This window comes from Corynebacterium casei LMG S-19264 (genome assembly GCF_000550785.1).
Lineage (GTDB): Bacteria > Actinomycetota > Actinomycetes > Mycobacteriales > Mycobacteriaceae > Corynebacterium > Corynebacterium casei.
Window position 1 is genome coordinate 2851378 of the sequence record NZ_CP004350.1, and the last position, 17263, is coordinate 2868640.

General features: G+C 58.5%; 14 protein-coding genes and 1 tRNA gene. 8 read left to right on the top strand and 7 right to left on the bottom strand.

The window, feature by feature from the left end; genetic code table 11:
- Positions 1 to 108: 108 nt before the first annotated feature.
- Positions 109 to 1311: a YibE/F family protein gene (locus CCASEI_RS13010; protein ID WP_051461220.1), complete on the top strand. Its 1203-nt coding sequence runs from the start codon at positions 109 to 111 to the stop codon at positions 1309 to 1311.
- Here CCASEI_RS13010 and CCASEI_RS13015 read toward each other — a convergent pair.
- Both CCASEI_RS13015 and dcd read right to left on the bottom strand, forming a co-directional pair.
- Complete coding sequence (locus CCASEI_RS13015; protein WP_006822567.1) at positions 1223 to 2551, bottom strand: UDP-glucose dehydrogenase family protein; 1329 nt, start codon at positions 2549 to 2551, stop codon at positions 1223 to 1225. The two genes, CCASEI_RS13010 and CCASEI_RS13015, sit on opposite strands and share 89 nt — an antisense overlap.
- A 42-nt stretch (positions 2552 to 2593) precedes the next feature.
- Positions 2594 to 3157, bottom strand: coding sequence for a dCTP deaminase (gene dcd / locus CCASEI_RS13020; protein ID WP_006822566.1), 564 nt, complete (start codon positions 3155 to 3157; stop codon positions 2594 to 2596).
- A gap of 60 nt (positions 3158 to 3217) precedes the next feature.
- Here dcd and CCASEI_RS13025 point away from each other — a divergent pair.
- Positions 3218 to 3291: transfer RNA gene (locus CCASEI_RS13025), tRNA-Gly, on the top strand.
- 9 nt (positions 3292 to 3300) lie between these two features.
- Here CCASEI_RS13025 and CCASEI_RS13030 read toward each other — a convergent pair.
- Together CCASEI_RS13030 and CCASEI_RS13035 are read right to left on the bottom strand one after the other, a co-directional pair.
- Positions 3301 to 4983 (bottom strand): VanW family protein, encoded by a 1683-nt coding sequence (locus CCASEI_RS13030; RefSeq protein WP_025388222.1) that lies wholly within the window; start codon positions 4981 to 4983, stop codon positions 3301 to 3303.
- Between the two features lie 18 nt (positions 4984 to 5001).
- Positions 5002 to 6111 (bottom strand): glycoside hydrolase family 3 N-terminal domain-containing protein, encoded by a 1110-nt coding sequence (locus CCASEI_RS13035; RefSeq protein ID WP_006822564.1) that lies wholly within the window; start codon positions 6109 to 6111, stop codon positions 5002 to 5004.
- A gap of 61 nt (positions 6112 to 6172) precedes the next feature.
- On the opposite strand from CCASEI_RS13035, the gene CCASEI_RS13040 reads away from it, so the two are divergent.
- The 3 genes from CCASEI_RS13040 to CCASEI_RS13045 are packed head-to-tail and all read left to right on the top strand — an operon-like array spanning position 6173 to position 9843.
- A complete protein-coding gene (locus tag CCASEI_RS13040; protein WP_006822563.1) occupies positions 6173 to 6682 on the top strand; it encodes a universal stress protein in 510 nt (169 codons plus the stop codon).
- Positions 6683 to 6693: 11 nt separating this feature from the next.
- Entirely contained in the window at positions 6694 to 6867 is a 174-nt protein-coding gene (locus CCASEI_RS14855) for a DUF2613 domain-containing protein (protein ID WP_006822562.1), read from the top strand.
- Positions 6868 to 9843: an alpha-(1->3)-arabinofuranosyltransferase domain-containing protein gene (locus tag CCASEI_RS13045; protein WP_006822561.1), complete on the top strand. Its 2976-nt coding sequence runs from the start codon at positions 6868 to 6870 to the stop codon at positions 9841 to 9843.
- Here the strand turns inward: CCASEI_RS13045 and CCASEI_RS13050 are convergent.
- The gene (locus tag CCASEI_RS13050) at positions 9768 to 10859 is read right to left on the bottom strand and encodes an acyltransferase family protein (RefSeq protein WP_038574779.1); all 1092 of its coding nucleotides are present in this window, start codon (positions 10857 to 10859) and stop codon (positions 9768 to 9770) included. The two genes, CCASEI_RS13045 and CCASEI_RS13050, sit on opposite strands and share 76 nt — an antisense overlap.
- Positions 10860 to 10892: 33 nt before the next feature.
- On the opposite strand from CCASEI_RS13050, the gene CCASEI_RS13055 reads away from it, so the two are divergent.
- Together CCASEI_RS13055 and CCASEI_RS13060 are read left to right on the top strand one after the other, a co-directional pair.
- Positions 10893 to 11921: a porin PorA family protein gene (locus tag CCASEI_RS13055; RefSeq protein WP_025388223.1), complete on the top strand. Its 1029-nt coding sequence runs from the start codon at positions 10893 to 10895 to the stop codon at positions 11919 to 11921.
- Positions 11911 to 13398, top strand: a complete 1488-nt coding sequence (locus CCASEI_RS13060) for a hypothetical protein (protein ID WP_025388224.1) — start codon at positions 11911 to 11913, stop codon at positions 13396 to 13398. Before CCASEI_RS13055 ends, CCASEI_RS13060 begins: the two co-directional genes overlap by 11 nt.
- On the opposite strand, the gene CCASEI_RS13065 is transcribed toward CCASEI_RS13060, so the two are convergent.
- The gene (locus CCASEI_RS13065; RefSeq protein ID WP_025388225.1) at positions 13331 to 14422 is read right to left on the bottom strand and encodes a glycosyltransferase family 4 protein; all 1092 of its coding nucleotides are present in this window, start codon (positions 14420 to 14422) and stop codon (positions 13331 to 13333) included. The genes CCASEI_RS13060 and CCASEI_RS13065 overlap by 68 nt on opposite strands.
- A 37-nt stretch (positions 14423 to 14459) precedes the next feature.
- Here CCASEI_RS13065 and CCASEI_RS13070 point away from each other — a divergent pair, with 37 nt between their 5' ends.
- Positions 14460 to 15215: a class I SAM-dependent methyltransferase gene (locus CCASEI_RS13070; protein ID WP_025388226.1), complete on the top strand. Its 756-nt coding sequence runs from the start codon at positions 14460 to 14462 to the stop codon at positions 15213 to 15215.
- Positions 15216 to 15247: 32 nt separating this feature from the next.
- Here CCASEI_RS13070 and CCASEI_RS13075 read toward each other — a convergent pair whose 3' ends face one another.
- Positions 15248 to 17071 carry a phosphoenolpyruvate carboxykinase (GTP) gene (locus tag CCASEI_RS13075; RefSeq protein ID WP_025388227.1) on the bottom strand — a complete coding sequence of 608 codons (1824 nt, stop codon included), beginning with the start codon at positions 17069 to 17071 and terminating at the stop codon, positions 15248 to 15250.
- Between the last annotated feature and the right edge of the window lie 192 nt (positions 17072 to 17263).

The window sequence follows — 17263 nt, forward strand, 5'->3', positions numbered from 1 at the left end:
TGAGCCTAAGACCAGCGCACAGCCCTGCCAACAGGAAAAAGAATTTTTCCCTCGAACCTGTGGATAACTCTACGCCGGATTTGTTAACCCGCAGGCTAGAGTATGTGTATGAATAATTGGCGGAAGGGCTTGCTGGCCATGTTGGCTCTGGCAGGCATCATAACGCTGGTGGGACTTGTCTCGTTGTGGCCTAGTGCGGCGACCAAAGCGGGCGAGGATTTCCCGTTTAATCAACCGCAAGTTCCTGGCACCGTGGTCAAAATAGACAACCATCTGTGCGACTCGGGGCTCACGGGCACGCGCACGGAGACGGCGCCGCTGATTCCTGCTGGTGATGGCGGTGACTGCACGCGCGCCCTGGTGGAGTTTGATGACGGTGATTTCACCCAGCTGGTGCACTATGGCATCGCGGGTGAGCCGGAGCTTGCAGAAGGCGAGCGCATTGTCATGTCTGAAACCGACGGCGCTTTGTACTCCTTTGCTGATTATGAGCGCACCGGCAACCTGCTGCTGTGGGGTGTGATTGCGGCGATTGTCATTATCGCGATTGCTGCGTGGCAGGGTCTACGCGCGCTCATCGGCCTGGCATACAGTCTCGGCGTAGTGTTTATCTTCCTCGTGCCAGGCCTGATGGCCGGCACTAATCCCCTGCTCTTAGCTCTGGTGGCGTGCGCTGCGATTGTGTTTGTGGCCGTGCCGCTGGTGCACGGTATTAACTGGAAAGCCGCGTCCTCGTTGGGTGGCGTGCTCATAGCCTTGGGCTTGGCAGGCTTTCTCGCGTGGGCAGCGATTGACTCGGCCTCGTTGCAAGGGCTTTCCGATGACTCCAATCTCAAACTACTTCTCTACGTCCCCGGCGTATCCATCGTGGGCATTTTGCTGTGCGGATTCGTGGTCGGCGCGCTGGGCAGTTTGAATGACGTGGCTATTGCGCAGGCCTCGACGGTCAATGAGCTGGCCTATGCGCAGCCGGAAGCCAGCGTATGGGAGCTGTTTGTCTCCGCCATGAAGGTGGGGCGTGACCACATCGCGTCGATGGTCTACACGCTGGTGTTGACGTATACAGGCGCAAGTTTGCCGCTGCTGATTCTGATTTCGGCGGCAGATAGAACAATCGCCAGCACGTTGAGCTCCGAAATTGTGGTCACAGAGCTTTTGCGCTCGGGCGTGGGCGCGATTGCGCTAACACTTGCGGTGCCGCTGACCACGCTGATTGCGGCGCTTACTGTGTCAAGGTCCGACCCAGAGCCTCCACGATCCACCCCGCGTCATTCCAAGAAGCGACGTCGAGGACGTTACGTCCATCAATAATGTGCTTGCGCGCCACGAGCTTGCCCACCTCTGCAGGGTCAAGGTCGCGGAATTCTTGCCATTCGGTGGCCAGGATAACCAGTTCCGCATCACGAAGTGCTTCAGAGACGCTCTCGGCGTAGCCGAGGGTTGGGAAGACCTTGCGCGCATTGTCCATGCCTTGCGGGTCATAGACGGTTACAGCGGCGCCACCCAGGGAGAGCGAGCCTGCCACGGACAGTGCGGGGGAATCGCGCACGTCATCTGAATTCGGCTTGAAGGCACAGCCCAGCACGGTCACGCGGTGGCCGAGCAGGGAGCCAGCGAAGGCTTTCTTGGCTAAGTCCACCATGCGGTCGCGGCGGCGCATGTTAATTGCGTCCACCTCGCGCAGGAAAGTCAGGGCTTGGTCTGCACCGAGCTCGCCGGCACGGGCCATAAACGCACGGATGTCTTTGGGAAGACAGCCGCCGCCAAATCCGAGGCCTGCTCCTAGGAATTTGCGGCCGATGCGGTCATCGTGGCCAATTGCGTCGGCGAGGGCGACAACGTCGCCGCCGGCAATCTCGCAAATCTCTGACACTGCGTTGATAAAAGAAATCTTGGTGGCCAGAAAAGCATTCGCAGAGACCTTTACCAGCTCCGCGGTCTGCAGGTCAGTAACCAAGAAGGGAGTGTTGTGGGACAGCGGCTGCGCATAAACTTCACGCGCAAGTTCTTCAGCTCTACTTTCGCCAGCGCGCACGCCCAGCACAATCCGGTCCGGGGTAATCGTGTCTTTGACCGCGTAGCCCTCGCGCAGAAACTCTGGGTTCCATGCAATCTCCACGGAAGTACCTTCAGCACACAAAGAATCTGCCAACTCTTGCAATTCCGCAGCCGTGCCGACAGGAACAGTGGACTTACCGAAAATCACGTGCTCACCCTGCAAAAGCGGTACTAACTCTTCAATCACCGCGCGCACATAGGTCATATCTGCGGCATAAGAACCATGGCGCTGCGGGGTACCCACGCCCAAGAAGTGCACGTGGGCGAATTCTGCGGCTTTAGAGTAGTTCGTCGAAAAGCTCAGGCGTCCGGATTCCAAATTGCGCTCTAATACCTCTGGCAGGCCAGGTTCATAGAAGGGAACCTGGCCGGATGACAGCGCCTCAATCTTGCTTTCATCCACGTCCACGCCGAGCACTTCATGGCCTAGTTCGGCCATGCATGCTGCGTGAGTTGCGCCTAAATACCCGGTACCAAAGACTGTCATTCGCATAAGAAATCAGCCTAGTGACCCAAGTTGAACCGATGATTAACTCTATTGGAAATTCAGGTAGGACTTCGACGGCGTAGGCCCGCGCTGACCTTGGTACTTCGAACCCAGTGCGCCGGAGCCATAAGGGACTTCGGCTGGCGAGCTCATCTTAAACATCGCCATCTGGCCGACTTTCATGCCGGGCCACAAGGTGATGGGCAGGTTCGCCACATTCGACAGTTCCAGGGTGATGTGGCCGGAAAAGCCCGGGTCAATAAAGCCCGCGGTGGAGTGCGTGAGCAGGCCCAGGCGGCCAAGGGAAGACTTGCCCTCCAGTCGACCAGCCAGGTCATTGGGCAGGGTGAACTTTTCCAGAGTTGCAGCCAGCACGAATTCGCCGGGGTGCAGCACGAAAGGTTCATCTTCGGGCACTTCGACCTCGGTGGTCAGGTCCGGCATTTCCAGCTTCGGGTCAATGTGGGTGTACTTGGAGTTGTTGAAGACGCGGAAGTACTTATCAATGCGCACATCCACGCTGGATGGCTGGATAAGCTCCGGGGCAAAAGGTTCAATACCTAGACGTCCGTTGTCGATGGCATCCCGGATGTCCTTATCGGATAGAAGCACAACGGCCCTCCTATTTTCTGGCCGTTTTGGCCTCGGTGTAGACTATCTTTTGTTCAACGTGCCGGCGTAGTTTAGTGGTAGAACATCAGCTTCCCAAGCTGAGAGTGCGAGTTCGATTCTCGTCGCCGGCTCCAAATTTTACCCTAACTGCAGGTAACAATCGGCTGTGGGTCATACACAGTGGTGGTTGTTTCGCGGTTCATTTCGTTGCCGTTGAGGTCGCGAATAATTCGGGTGTCAGAGGTGGTAAACCCTGGTGCGCCGCCGGAAGGTGAGCAGTCATCGCCGGTAAGTTCCATGCGGTGCGGGGAGGTTGGTGCCCAACGGCCGTTGTTGACGGATTCCACGTCCACGGTCTTCACGCCCATGAGTTTCACGGTGACGCTGCCGCCACCGACGCTGGTGACAATCTGCACGGGGTAATCAGAGTCATTCTTAAACTGCAGGTCAATCGCTCCTTCGTAGACGGTTGCCTCGCGGCCCGCTGGGTAGCGGGAGATGTAATAAGAGTGCGGGGTATGCGCAACATCGGTCATGCCTCCAAAGTAGGAAGCATTGTACAAAGTTGTCGCGAATTGGGAGATGCCGCCGCCCACGGCAGTGCCGGCGTGGCCGTCAATGATGATGCCGGATTCCACAAAGCCCTGTGCGGTACCGCGGGGGCCGGTGTAGCCGTTCAAAGAGAAGGTATCGCCGGGTGAAACCACAGCACCGTTGACCATCTGCGCGGTCAGTTCAATGTTGCGCCCAGACGCAGCGGAGTAGCCGGAAGTGGTGAACTCGCCCACGGTCTGGTCGAAGGAAGCATTCTGTGCCTGCTCAGTGGTAAAGGTTGCTTCCTCGTCCTCATAAGCGGCTTCCCACTCGCGTGGCTCCTCGCCCACAACGCGCTTGTCAAAGCCGTCCAGGGTGGTTTCCCAATCGATGATCTCACCATCGGAGTGCGGAGTGACCTGCATGGAGCCGGAGGCAAAAGAGATCTGCGCGTTCTGCATTTCGGTTTCGGTGTCGGCCAAGGTGGCATCGAAAAGCTCTTGTGCGTGCTCGGTGTTAATGGCCAACTCGAGGTTGTCTTCAACCCGCTCTACTGCAACGAAGCTGGAAATTACTTCCTCGTCCAAGGTAGCGGTGACGTCACTTCGGCCCTTGAGCTCCAAAGCCCCGTTGAGTGCGGCCTTAGCCGGACCGTCGGCGAACTCATCAACCTTGTCCTGGGTAATGGCTGGCTCGACCTCAATTGGCTCTACCTCAACGCCTTCTGGGTCCAACCAGTTGCTGGTCACATTTTCTTCCAGCTGGGCGCGGTCCACGCCCTGGCCCAAGACTGCATCAACGGTGCGGACTTCGCCTTCCTCGATCGCGACTTGGCCGTCGGTGGCATCAAAGGACAGCTCGCCTTCAAGGCGGTTAATCACAGGTTCCAGGGCTTGAGCATCAACATCAGCGTCAACGTCAATCTCATTCGGGCTGCCCACAAACGCCGCCAGACGGGAGAACGGGTTCATGGACGCCTCGGGGATAGAATTGACGGCAGTTTCAAAGTCCAGGGACATGCCGGCCTGCTCAGGGATAAATTCCGCGGTGCGCTCACCGGCGGTCACGGAGACAGGCTCGGTGGTCGCGCTACCAAGCTCGCTTTGCAGCTTATCGATGGCCGCCGCCGGCTCCATACGCGAAATATCCACGCCACCGACCGAAGTCTTGCGTGGAAGTTTGCCCTTGCCACTGACAACGTCGAGTGCATAGGCAACGCCTAAGATCACCAAAAGGCCCACGAGGAGCCCGGCGATAATGGCCCACTTTTTCCCTGTCCCAGCTTTCTTCACAGCCTTTAGAGTAATGGCTTATTGAATGCTATCCAACCTGTGCTGCACTCTCTGCGCCCCAGATTCCAGGCGATATGGGTGGATTTGGCCGGTTTCTACTGCATAAACACAGGCGTCAATGACTGCATTAATATCACTTGCCGATGACCATAGTGCCTGGTCAGCGCCCGCCGCCAGGGCAGCCGGCACGGCTTGTTCAATGCTCATGGTATTGGATATGGCAGCCATACCAGTTAAGTCATCAGTGTAGGCAAGACCATTGAAGTTGTGATGGCTGCGCAGCAATCCATAGGCGTGATTGTTCAAACTTGCAGGCGTAGTGCCGTCGCCGAGCCCGGGAACGACCATGTGCCCGACCATCACGGCGGCTTCCGGCGCCTGGGCGAAAGCCTCTTCAAAAGGAATCAGGTCATGGCCAAACATGTCCGGTAGGGCTGGGGTAACTGCCTCACCCAGGTGCGTGTCGCCGGAGGCGCGCCCGTGGCCGGGATAGTGTTTGAACACTGCTTTGACGCCGGCGCTTTCCAGGCCGCGGGCAAAGGCCGCACCATAGTCTCCGGCCAGGCGGGGGTCTTCAGAAAAGGAACGGTCTCCGACTACTTCCAGCCCGCCGCCGTCGACATCAATGACGGGCGCAAAGTCCACGGTGATGCCATGGGCGCGCAAGGTTTGCCCGATTTCCGCGCCTTTCGCTTCCACCTCGTCCAAGGTCATGGTCGCGGCTAAATCTCTGGGAGACGGATGCTCGCCCAGAATGTGCGAGAAGCGCTGCACGCGCCCGCCTTCAAAGTCGATGGCGACGTCAAAGGGCCTGCCCACTTCTTCGCGCAACCCGTGCAGTTGATACAGCAAAGCCGGGTCTGCCCAGCTGGTGATAAAGATTCCGCCGACACCGGCATCAAGCTTGGCTTTAGCGTCGCCATAATTGACCACGCCGGGCATGAGCATGCTTGCTACCTGTGTGCGCACATCCACTGGTTCCGGCTCCGGCGCTTCAGAAGTTGTGGTGGTTGTGGTTGTCGTTGTTGTTTCGGGCGCGCTGGAGGAGGTGACACGGGGTGCATCGGCAGGCTGTGCGCATGCTGAGAGCAGCCCTGTGGCGAGAACAATTCCAACTAACCTTTTCATCGGTTGTCTAGTGTGCCGCAACTGCCCCAATTTGGCGAATAGGATGGTTACAATTGTGAGCATGAATAATGCACAAACCATGCTGATCGCCTACGACGGTTCCGATAGAGCTGTGCGCGCCATGGAATACGCTGCACGTTTCTTGCAACCTGGCACCGTGGAAATCCTCACGGCGTGGGAACCGGTTGCGCGTCAGGCGGCTCGCGTGGTCACGCGCACTGGCTTGCAGCAGGCCGCGATGGAGCCGGAAGCAGTCGAAGATGATCCGGCCTATGAAGAGGCTTTGGCTATTTGCCGCGAGGGCGTGAAGGTGGCTGAAGATTTGGGTCTTGCCGGCCGCGCGCATTTGGTGGAATCGGCTACCACCATTGCTTCTGCTATTGTTGACGCCGCTGATGAGTTGGATGTCGATATTATTGTCACCGGCACCCGCGCCCTCAAGGGCTTTCGCGGTTGGTGGAATAATTCCACGGCAGAGCACATTGTGCGCCACGCCGGCCGCCCAGTGTTCATCGTCCCTCCTGAGAAGGATGATGAAGATGTTGATGATGACCCAGAGTACTTCGAATAAGGAATAGATCTATGCCACGCACCATCGGACCGGCCATTGGCTCAGTCGTCGTGGGCATTGCCCTGGGGGTTGTCACCATCATTGGCGTTGCACAGTTCTCCGGGCAGGACACAGTTCCGGCAGGTCATGCAGTGCCTGCCGATAAAGCCCTGTTGGGCAGCCCCGAATACGGATCCCGCGGATAGTTGTATGTCCACGTCATCGGGTGGGTTATCTGTGCCCTTGCGGCGTTCGCGCAGCCTTTTGGTTTAACGGCTGCTGATACTAAACATGATTTGGCCGCGGACCCGTCTGGGTTTTTAGCGGGTGCTTTTTCTGCTTATTCCGATAATTTCACTTTGGGCCAGCTGCAGAACCAAGCCTATGGCTATCTGTTTCCCCAGGGCGCGTTTTTTCTTGCCACTGATTTTCTGCCCGATTGGGTAGCGCAGCGCGCCTGGTGGAGCATTGTTTTAGTCGTTGGATTTTCCGGTTTTGTGGTTGTAGCCCGCAAGGTTTTCAGTGTTTCGCCTGCGTGGTTGGTTCTGGGCGGGCTGGTATATGCACTGAGTCCCCGGGCGTTGACGACGCTAACGGCGATTTCTTCTGAGACCTGGCCGGTTATGCTCGCACCCTGGGTGGTGGCACCGTTTTTGGTGCAGCGCATTTCTTGGCGCCATGTTGCAGCGGCAGTGGTGCCGGTGGCGTGCATGGGCGCGATCAATGCCACCGCGACCCTGGCCGCGTGTGTGCCGGCCGCGATTGTGTTGCTCTACCGCAAACAGTTCAAAGCTCTCGGGCTGTGGCTGCTTGGCTGCGCGCTGGTTAGTGCGTGGTGGATTGGCCCGCTGCTCATTCTTGGTAAGTACGCCCCGGCTTTCACGGACTATATTGAATCCGCTTTTGTGACCACGCGCTGGCTTAACCTGCCGGAGTTGCTGCGCGGGGCGACCAGCTGGTCCACCTTTGTGGATACTGAGCGCCAGGCTGGTTCGCTGTTGACCAGCCAGCCGCTGTTCATCCTCGCCACCTGCGCAGTTGCTGCTGTGGGTTTGGCGGGGCTCACGCGCCTGCCCAAGGTATGGACGGCGATGTCGCTCATTGGCATCGCGATTATGGGCACGCACTTGGGCGTCTACCTGGATTTTCTGGATGGTGCCGGCGCGTTTATGCGCAACCTGCACAAGTTTGATCCGTTGGTGCGCCTGCCCTTGGCACTGGGTCTCACGTTGGCGGTGTACAAGCTTGCCACGCGGAAAATGGCGGCGGCCATTCTGGTGGTTTTGGTGGTTCTGACCAGCACCGCGCCGGCGTGGACGGGCCGGCTGCTGCCAAAGGGCGCTTATGAAGAAGTACCGCATTATTGGCAAGAGGCCGCGGACTTTATTAATGACAACGCGCAGGACACCCGCACGCTGATTGCACCGCAGGCGTCTTTCGCGCGCCAGGATTGGGGTTGGACGCGCGATGAACCAGCCCAACCACTGGTGGATACTCCGCTGGCTTTCCGGGATGCCATCCCGCTGATTCCTGCGGAATCTATTCGCGGGCTCGACGGCATCATGGATGTGCTGCGTTACGACCCCGCGCAGGGCGCAAAGGCCTTGCAGCGCCTTGGCATCGGCGCGGTTATCTATCGCCATGACCTGGAGAATTCCTTCACTGAATTCGATCCGGAGGAACTGCCCGGCGAGGTGCATACCTTCGGCGACGTCGACGTCATCCTCTTGGAGTCGCAACCGGACATGCTCATTGCTGACAACCAGCCCACCACCGTCGCCGGTGGCGGGGAAATCTTGGCGCTGCTGGACATGCTCGGCACGCCTGGACCGCGCAAATTAGTTGAAGAAAACGCGAAGGTTGTCACCGATACCCCGGCGTTGGTGGATAGAAACTTCGGCACGCTCGATGGCGCGGCTAGTGCGCAGATGGCGCCGGGTGATGAATCTACTTCCAATAACACTGCCCGGGACTACCCGAGCGCTGGGCCGCTGACCACCGTGAAGGAGGGGGATGTGAGGTTGTCGGCGGAGTCATCGGCAAGCGATGCTTCTGCCTTCGGCGGCGCCAACCCGGCGCGATCACTGACCGCGGCTGCCGATGACAACCCCGAAACCGCCTGGTGGCCCGCCCCAGGACACACCGGCTGGCTGCAGCTCGACGGCGACTTCCCCACGCCGGAAATCACGCTAACCGCAACGCGCAGCACCGAGGTAGAAATCCACGGCGCGGATGGCGCAAAAGTCACCGCGCGGCTAGAGGCAAACACCCCGCGCACCATCACGGTGCCGGGTGGGCCGACCGAAGCCATCCGCGTGGAGCTCACAGAACGCGTCGGCATTGCTGAGGTTGAGCAAGCCAAGCGCGTGGTCACGGTGCCGGATACCTCACCGGATGTGCAGCAGTTTATTTTCCAGCGCTTGTTCCTGGACACCGGCATTATCATTCGCGAGTTCACCGCGCCGCGCGATATGACGGTGACCTTGGATGCTGACCGCGAGCAGGTGCTTATCGATGCCTCCTCCTACGCCCCCGGCGACACCATCGCGTTGGATAAGGGCACGCACAGGCTTGAGACGCGCGCGCAGTGGGTGAGCCTGACTGCTGAACCGCAGCAGGTCGCCTATGAAGCAACCGGCCGGGACATTGCTGCGGCTGATTCGGAGCGGATTCTCAACGCCGGCCGGGCGTTTAACTCTGGGCTGCGCGGATACCTCGGTGACGTAGAACTAGAGCCTGTGGAAATTGATGCAGCGAGCCAAGCTTTTGTTATTCCGCCCGGTATTGCCGGCGAGTTCCGGATGGAACATGAAGCCGATGGTCTCTACCGCGCATGGCTAATCATTGGCGGTCTGATAGGCATTGCAACGCTTGTGATCTGCGCATTCACCAGCCGGTTGCGCGGCGAGAATGCGCAGATGCCAATGGGCTCCCCGTGGCTGGTGGGAATCATTGCCCTGGGCTTGGCCAATTGGGTCTTCGCTCCGGTAGCACTAGCCATGTGGGCGGTGCTGCGCTGGACCAACTTGAAAGCTGAATATCTCAGCCCCGCGCTGATGCTCATGGCGGGGGCGATGTTGGCGCGGGCGCCGTGGCCATCGGAAGGCTATGCGGGCGACTCGCTCCTAGTGGTCTCCCTGACCGCGGCTGCTGTGGCTTGTCTCTTCTTGCCTCGGAAATAGCGCCGGGCGGGCTCTTCCACCAGTTCATAGCAGGCATATGACACCGCGATGGTGAATGCGACGGTGAGGATAAAGATGATGGTGAAGTGCCCGGAGAATAGCGAGATTCCTGTCAACGGGAACATCAGCCCCAGGACCGCAACGTGCCAGAGGAAGATGGAATAGGAAATCTTGCCCAGAAACTGCCAGGTCGGGCTTTCCAATATCTTGCTCGGCCCGCCCAGGGCATAAGGCACAACGATGCACGCGGCGAAAGCTGCACCAGCGAGGATGCGGCGGTTGAATTCATCTGGCTCCGGGTGAACTAGGCCCTGTGGCCCGAACCATTCGCGCGAGGCCACCCACATGATTGCCGTGGCGAGCGCCCACGCGATGGGACGCACCCAGGTGGGTATTTTTACTTTGCCCTCGAATTCGGCGGCGAGCATGCCCACGGCAAACCAGGAAATATAGGATGCCGGCCAGATCTGAAAGTTGATGCCCTCGCCATCAAATGCCGCGACGAAGGGCAGCCAGGGCCAGCCATAGGACAGCACGGCAGCACCCAGAATCGCAGCGATGCGCTGAACGCGGCCAAGGCCCTGCAGTGCGAAAGCAATGAGCGGTAGCGCGAGGTAGAAAGTGATTTCTACGCACAGCGACCACAGGTGGGTTAGCCCCGGCGCGAGACCATCCGCGATGTAAATCTGCGTGGAGGTTAAGTTGGTGAGAATCTGCCAAATGTCCATGCTGCGCGCATCTGGGAACAGTAAAATCACCGCGATGACGCAAACCAGGTACGCGGGCGCGATGCGGGCAACGCGGTTGCGGTAGTAGTGCTCATTGAGCGGGCGGCGCCACAGCACGAAAGCGGACAGGGCGAAGAAGACAGCCACAAAGTAATCAAAGCGCTCGGCGAATGCCCAGCCGGTGCCGGTTTGGAAAGAAACGTGGGTGACAACGATTCCCAGCGCGGCTACCGCGCGGATACCGTCTAGGGCTGGCAGGTGCTGCGGTAAAGTACTAATCGTTATCACCTCCTTGAGTTTGAATTGGACAATATTCCTTAAATGCTACGTACCCAATCTTCTTTGAAGCTCACCGCCATCATTGCACTGGTGTGCTTGATTGTTGGTGCCGTCGCCCCGGCACTGTTTACGCAGCGCACGCGTCCACTTTCGCTCAAAGAAGACATCTCCGTATCCATGGGCCCAGCTGAGGCACAGGTTGCCGATTGGGACGCCTATGCGGCTGGCGATGGCTGCGAGGACGGCCTCAAGTGCGTTGTTGAGACCAAACAGCTGGAGATTGACAGGCACTCCACCACCGCAAAGACGGATGTGGATGATGCCGCGGCCCATGCGAAAAGCGATATTTCAGTCACCTTAGATGGTGAGCAGATTGCTGCTATTGAGCAATCAGCGCTGCTCAACCGCGAATCGGCGTATCCAATGGCGGATTCCGATACCAGCCAAGAATTCACGGTTCACGGCGGCGCGGTGCTCAACGCTGAGGGCGCGGAAATTGACGGTATTGATTACTTCTTCCCGTCCCAGACCGAGCAGCGTTCCTACCCTTATTTCGACACCGTGATGCAGAAATCGGAGCCGATTGATTACCTCACCGATGAAGAAATTGATGGCATCCCCACTTATTCCTTCTATCAAAAACGCCACGGCATCAATATCTCCGACATCTTTGATGACCAGACCTTCCCGGGCCGCGCCGGCGACTTTTACTCCGATGAAGAGCTAGCGCGCATCAATCTAGACGCCGATGAGGAAGTAAACCTCAAGCCGTATTACGCCTTCGAACGCACCGTACGGGTTGAACCCACCACGGGACGCGTGATTGATGTCAATGAGAAGATGCAGATTTACCTGGCGCAGTCGCACATCGCGGAACCAACCGGTGAGCGCACCTTGTTTTCCACCGACATTTCCTGGGACGAGGCTTCTTCCCAGGCGGAGCTGGACAAGGTGAAAAACACCGTGCTGGGCGTGCAAGTAGCCACCATTTTAGGCTGGGCGCTCGCGATTGTGGGCGCGGTACTGCTGCTCATCTGCGCGTGGCGTTTTAGCAGGCAGCGTGCGCAATAGGCTGATTTGTACCGCCTTTGCGGCGGCAGCAGTCTTGGCCGTAGTGTGGCCTTTTCTCTTCGGCGGGCAACTTGCCTGGCGTGACATGCTGGTGCTGGATTCACCGGGCATGACCGCGGCCAACTTCGGCGGCGGAGACCTCTTTGCGCGCAACGCACCCCAAGATGGTTTCCTGGCTATCATCGGGATGATTATGCCCGCCACCATCGTCGTCAAAGCACTCATGGTGCTCACCGCGTGCGGCGCGGCTTATGGCGCATGGTGGCTCAGCAACAAGGAACTGTTTCCCTCGCTCGCTGCGATTGGGTTGGCGGTGTGCAACCCGTTTGTCATCGAAAGGCTGTTGCAAGGACATTGGTCCGTGGTCATCGCCGCATGGCTTTTGCCACTGATTGCCGCCGCAGCGCTGTCCGGCCAGGCACTGGTGGTCTGGCTTTTGATGTTCCTTGCCTCGCTCACCCCCACCGGCGCGCTCATTGCCCTGGTGGTGGCACTGGTATGTCTTAACCGCCACCGGCTTATCACCTTAGGTCTCGGCGTTTTTTACACTTTGCCCTGGGCCATCCCGGGGCTCATAGCCACCTTCCGCGGCGGGCAAGAAATGAATGCCCACGCCGCCGCTGAGGCTTTTGCCCCGCGCGCGGAGGAAGCCGTGGGAACCTTCGGCGCCATCTTGGGCTTGGGCGGAATCTGGAATGCGGAGGCCGTCCCGGAATCCCGGCACTTAGGTTTCGCGCTCTTTGGTCTTGGTGTGTTTGCCTGCGTGCTCATCGGCGCCCGTTTTGTTCCCAAACGTCTCATGATCCTGGCAGCCGCCGGCCTTGGCCTGGCAACCCTGGCTTGGCTGTGGCCAACCGGCATGGCCTGGGCACTGGAGTACATCCCCGGCGCGGGGCTTGTGCGCGATAGCCAAAAGCTGCTCATGCTGGCGCTGCCGTTTTACATCGCGGCGTTGGGGCACCTTCCTGCGAAACAAACCGTGGCAGCGGCAATCGCCCTGGGCTGCGTCATCTTACAGACCCCGGACGCGGCAAACTCGCTGTCCTCGCTGCGCGGTACCAACGCACAGATAGTGGATGAGGCGCTGATTAAATTCATCGCCGGGCGCGATGTGCTCTTTGTTGACCGCGATACGCTGGTGGAAGTCGATGGCCGCCTGGTCATCGACCCTTATTCCAAGGTCGTCAACAAGGTGGAATCAGGCAGCCTCAGCGTTGATGGGCAAGCAGTCGATCTGCCCAGCCCACGCTGGCAGGCCGCGATGACAGCCTGGGAAGATGAAGACCTGAAAGCTCTAGAAGACCTAGGCATCGGCGTGGTCGTGGAAGATGAAGAAATCATCGCTGAAACGTCCGCCGGTTCTTATCGCACGCCGTGGATTTTGACCACCGCCTGGATGCTTGGACCAATTATTGCTGGGTTAGCTTTCGCAGCAACTGTTCAAAGCGGGCGCCGGTCGAATCCCATGAGAACTTAAGCGCAAACTCGCGTGCTGCTTCCCCCAGTTCGCGGCGCAGCGGGGCATCGGCAATCAGCCGCCGGGTTGCCGCCGCGAACTCCTTCTCATCAGCAACCAACAAGCCCGTCTTGTTATTCAGCACGCTATCGCGCAGCCCAAAAGAATAACCGATGGTGGGAACGCCATGCTGGGCGGCTTCCATCACGGCCAAACCCCAGCCTTCTTTGCGCGAAGGCATCAGATGAATATCAGCCCGCGCCAACAGCGCATGCTTGTAATCTTCCGTGACCTGCCCGTGGAAAAACACCTTGTCCATCACCCCACGTGCGCGCGCATAGGCATGGAGTTCAGATTCCCACCAGCCGGTGCCGATGACGTCTAGAGTTGCATCGGAAAGCTGCGCGACCGTATCAATAGCATGCTCAATCTGCTTATAGGGCACCAGCCGTGACAGCGTGACCAGGTGAATGGGAGTCTCACGCTCAATGATCGGAATGTGCTCCGGGATGGGATCCACGCCGTTTTCGATGATGTGTGCGCCCGGCACCCCCAGCTCCGCCAGGTCCGTGCGCGAGGCTTCAGACACCGTCACGGTTTCAGCGTCGCGGTACACCCAGGGCGCGACCTTGGATTCCAGGAACCAGCCGAGTGGGCCAATAATGCGCCCGGCAACCGGCCAGACTTCGCGGTGGCAGTGGTGTGTTAACAGCACCGTGGGTTTGCCCGCAACCAGGCGCGCAAAGAAAGGAATGCCATTTTGGGTATCCACCACAGCATCAAAGCCGCGCAAGGGGCCAACGCCGAAACGCCCGGCGGCAATCAGCGCCAGGGCTTTAGGATATACGCTGTATTTAGCGCCGCCACGGGAGTAGGTGACACCGTTGCGCACTTCCGTGCGTGCGGCATTCATGTGCCCTGAGGTGCGAAAAACTACCTCGTGGCCGTGGGATACTAGATACTCCCCGACGCGTTCGAGGTAGCGTTCTGAACCGCCGCCTTGGGGGTGGGTGGAGTCGCGCCAGCACAACAGGAGGATCTTCATGGTGGGTAATAAGCCTAGCGGGTATAGCCTAAAGTCCATGAAACACACCCGGGCTTTGGCTACGTTTTCGCGCGCATGGCAGCTTTTGCGTTCTTTCCGCTTTGAGCAAACCCGCCCGGTTATCTTCTACGGGGGACTGGCTAAAGACACCGCTTTGCTTATCGATTCCCTCTCCCGCGACGCCGGGCTCACCCTCCAGGGGGCAAAGGTGTTGGATGTCGGCGGCGGGCCGGGCTATTTCGCCACCGAGTTTGAAGCGCGTGGCGCGCAATATTTCGGGGTCGAACCCGATGCCGGGGAGATGACTGCTGCAGGGATTTCCATTGCCAATGCCGTACGCGGGGATGGCACTGCCCTGCCTTTTGCCGATGACACCTTTGAGGTGGTCTATTCCAGCAACGTGGCAGAGCACATCGACAAGCCATGGGCGATGGCTGATGAAATGCTGCGTGTCACCCGCCCTGGTGGTCTTGCCGTAGTGAGCTATACCGTGTGGCTGGGGCCTTTCGGCGGGCATGAAACCGGGCTTTGGCAGCACTATGTCGGCGGAGAGTTCGCGCGCCGACGATATGAGAAAACCCATGGGCATCCGCCGAAGAATGTTTGGGGCACGTCCCTGTTTGCGGTCTCCGCGAAACAAGGGCTGGACTATGCACGCGGCAAAGATGTACTGCTTGTGTTCCCGCGCTATCACCCATCCTGGGCCTGGTGGATTGTGCGCGTGCCTATCCTGCGCGAGTTTTTAACCTCCAACCTGGTGCTGGTGCTACGCAAACAGCCCGCCAACCAATAAAGGCTGACGGGCTGAAAACTCTTAGGAGTTATTTAAGCAGACTCGATGCGGGTCTTGAGTGCATCCAGCTGATCATGAACTTCCTGTGGCACGCGTGGGCCGAGGAAGCGCAGGTACTCAAGGTTGTCTTCCAAGTCAGCACCCCACTCATAAGGATCCACTGACAGTGCTTCCTTGATGTCTTCCAGCGGGGTGTCCAGACCGGTCAGGTCCAGGTCTTCCGCGCGGGCGGTGTTACCGATAACGGTTTCTTCAGCGCCAACATTGCCCTCAACGCGGTCAATGATCCACTTGAGTGCACGGGAGTTCTCACCGAAACCAGGCCACAGGAAGCGGCCATCTTCGCCACGACGGAACCAGTTAACCAGGAAGATCTTAGGCAGCAAGTCGCCGCCCTTGTTGCCCATGTCGATCCAGTTCTGCAGGTAGTCACCAGCGTTGTAGCCGATGAATGGCAGCATTGCCATTGGGTCGTGGCGCAAGGAACCAACCTTAGCCTCGGCAGAAGCTGCGGTCTGACCGGATGCCAGCAGGGAGCCGATCATGGTGCCGTGGTTCCAGTCGAAGGACTGGGTGACCAGTGGGACGGTGCTTGCGCGACGGCCGCCGAACAAGATGGCGTCCAGCTTGACGCCCTTCCAGTCATCAAACTCCGGTGCAGCAGTTGGGCACTGTGCAATCGGGGTGCAGTAACGGGAGTTCGGGTGCGCTGCAGGAGTAGCGGAATTTGGAGTCCAGTCTTCACCGAGCCAGTCAATGAGGTGCTCAGGTGCGTCGCCGTCCATGCCTTCCCACCAAATATCGCCGTCATCAGTCAGCGCAACGTTGGTGAAGATGGTGTTGCCTGGCTCCATGGTCTTCATCGCAATTGGGTTGGATGCGTAGTTAGTACCAGGGGCAACGCCGAAGAAGCCGTTTTCTGGGTTGACAGCGTAAAGGCCGTCTTCGCGCAGGTGCAGCCAAGCGATGTCATCACCGACAGCCTCAGCGGTCCAGCCCTCCAGGGTTGGGGTGATCATTGCGAGGTTGGTCTTGCCACACGCAGATGGGAATGCCGCAGCGATGTGGTATGCCTTGCCCTCTGGGGAAACCAGCTTCAGGATGAGCATGTGCTCAGCCATCCAGCCTTCTTCCTTCGCCATGACAGATGCGATACGCAGCGCGTAGCACTTCTTAGCCAGGATGGCGTTTCCGCCGTAGCCCGAACCGTAGGACCAAATTTCCTTGGTGTCTGGGAAGTGGGTGATGTACTTGGTGTCATTGCAAGGCCATGGAACATCTTCCTGGCCTGGCTCCAGTGGCGCACCTACGGAGTGCAGTGCGTGCACGAAATCACCGTGCTCACCGACCTTGTCCAGTGCTTCCTGGCCCATGCGGGTCATCACGCGCATGGACAAAACGACATAAGCGGAGTCAGTCAGCTGCACGCCCAGCTTTGGATCTGGGTCGCTGATTGGGCCCATGCAGAAAGGAACGACGTACATGGTGCGTCCGCGCATAGAACCGCGGAACTCCTCCGTCATTTCTTCCTTCATTGCTGCTGGCGGTACCCAGTTGTTGGTTGGGCCAGCATCTTCCTGGCTTTCAGCACAGATAAAGGTACGGGACTCTACACGCGCAACATCCGAAGGGTTTGAGCGTGCCAAGTAAGAATTAGGACGCTTTTCCTCATTCAGCTTGATCAGGGTGCCCTTTTCCACCAGCTCACCTGCGAGGCGGTCAGCCTCTTCCTGTGAACCGTCGATAAAGACCACCTGGTCTGGCTGGAAAAGCTCCACGTTTTCATTAATCCACTTAATGAGCTCTTCGTTCTTGGTTGGCGCTTCGCCAACGAGGCCTTGAATAGCTGTGGTCATCTACTAAATCTCCTGCGATAATTTGGGAAGGATCTTCTCTGAGTTAGTCTCAAGCACCAGCCTAACTGTCAGAGTGAAGAAATTGGATTGGATTTACACCACACTGGTTATATCCACCGAACCTACCACAAGATTTACAGGCAGAACAGGACGTAAACCACAGATAAAGGTTGGGTTTGACACCCCATAACG

What these genes read in the sequence shown, in the direction of transcription:
- CCASEI_RS13010 (WP_051461220.1), top strand. Translation starts at nt 109, where the DNA reads ATGAATAATTGGCGGAAGGGCTTGCTGGCCATGTTGGCTCTGGCAGGC.
- CCASEI_RS13015 (WP_006822567.1), bottom strand. Translation starts at nt 2,551, where the DNA reads ATGCGAATGACAGTCTTTGGTACCGGGTATTTAGGCGCAACTCACGCA.
- CCASEI_RS13035 (WP_006822564.1), bottom strand. Translation starts at nt 6,111, where the DNA reads ATGAAAAGGTTAGTTGGAATTGTTCTCGCCACAGGGCTGCTCTCAGCA.
- CCASEI_RS13040 (WP_006822563.1), top strand. Translation starts at nt 6,173, where the DNA reads ATGAATAATGCACAAACCATGCTGATCGCCTACGACGGTTCCGATAGA.
- CCASEI_RS14855 (WP_006822562.1), top strand. Translation starts at nt 6,694, where the DNA reads ATGCCACGCACCATCGGACCGGCCATTGGCTCAGTCGTCGTGGGCATT.
- CCASEI_RS13055 (WP_025388223.1), top strand. Translation starts at nt 10,893, where the DNA reads ATGCTACGTACCCAATCTTCTTTGAAGCTCACCGCCATCATTGCACTG.
- CCASEI_RS13065 (WP_025388225.1), bottom strand. Translation starts at nt 14,422, where the DNA reads ATGAAGATCCTCCTGTTGTGCTGGCGCGACTCCACCCACCCCCAAGGC.
- CCASEI_RS13070 (WP_025388226.1), top strand. Translation starts at nt 14,460, where the DNA reads ATGAAACACACCCGGGCTTTGGCTACGTTTTCGCGCGCATGGCAGCTT.
- CCASEI_RS13075 (WP_025388227.1), bottom strand. Translation starts at nt 17,071, where the DNA reads ATGACCACAGCTATTCAAGGCCTCGTTGGCGAAGCGCCAACCAAGAAC.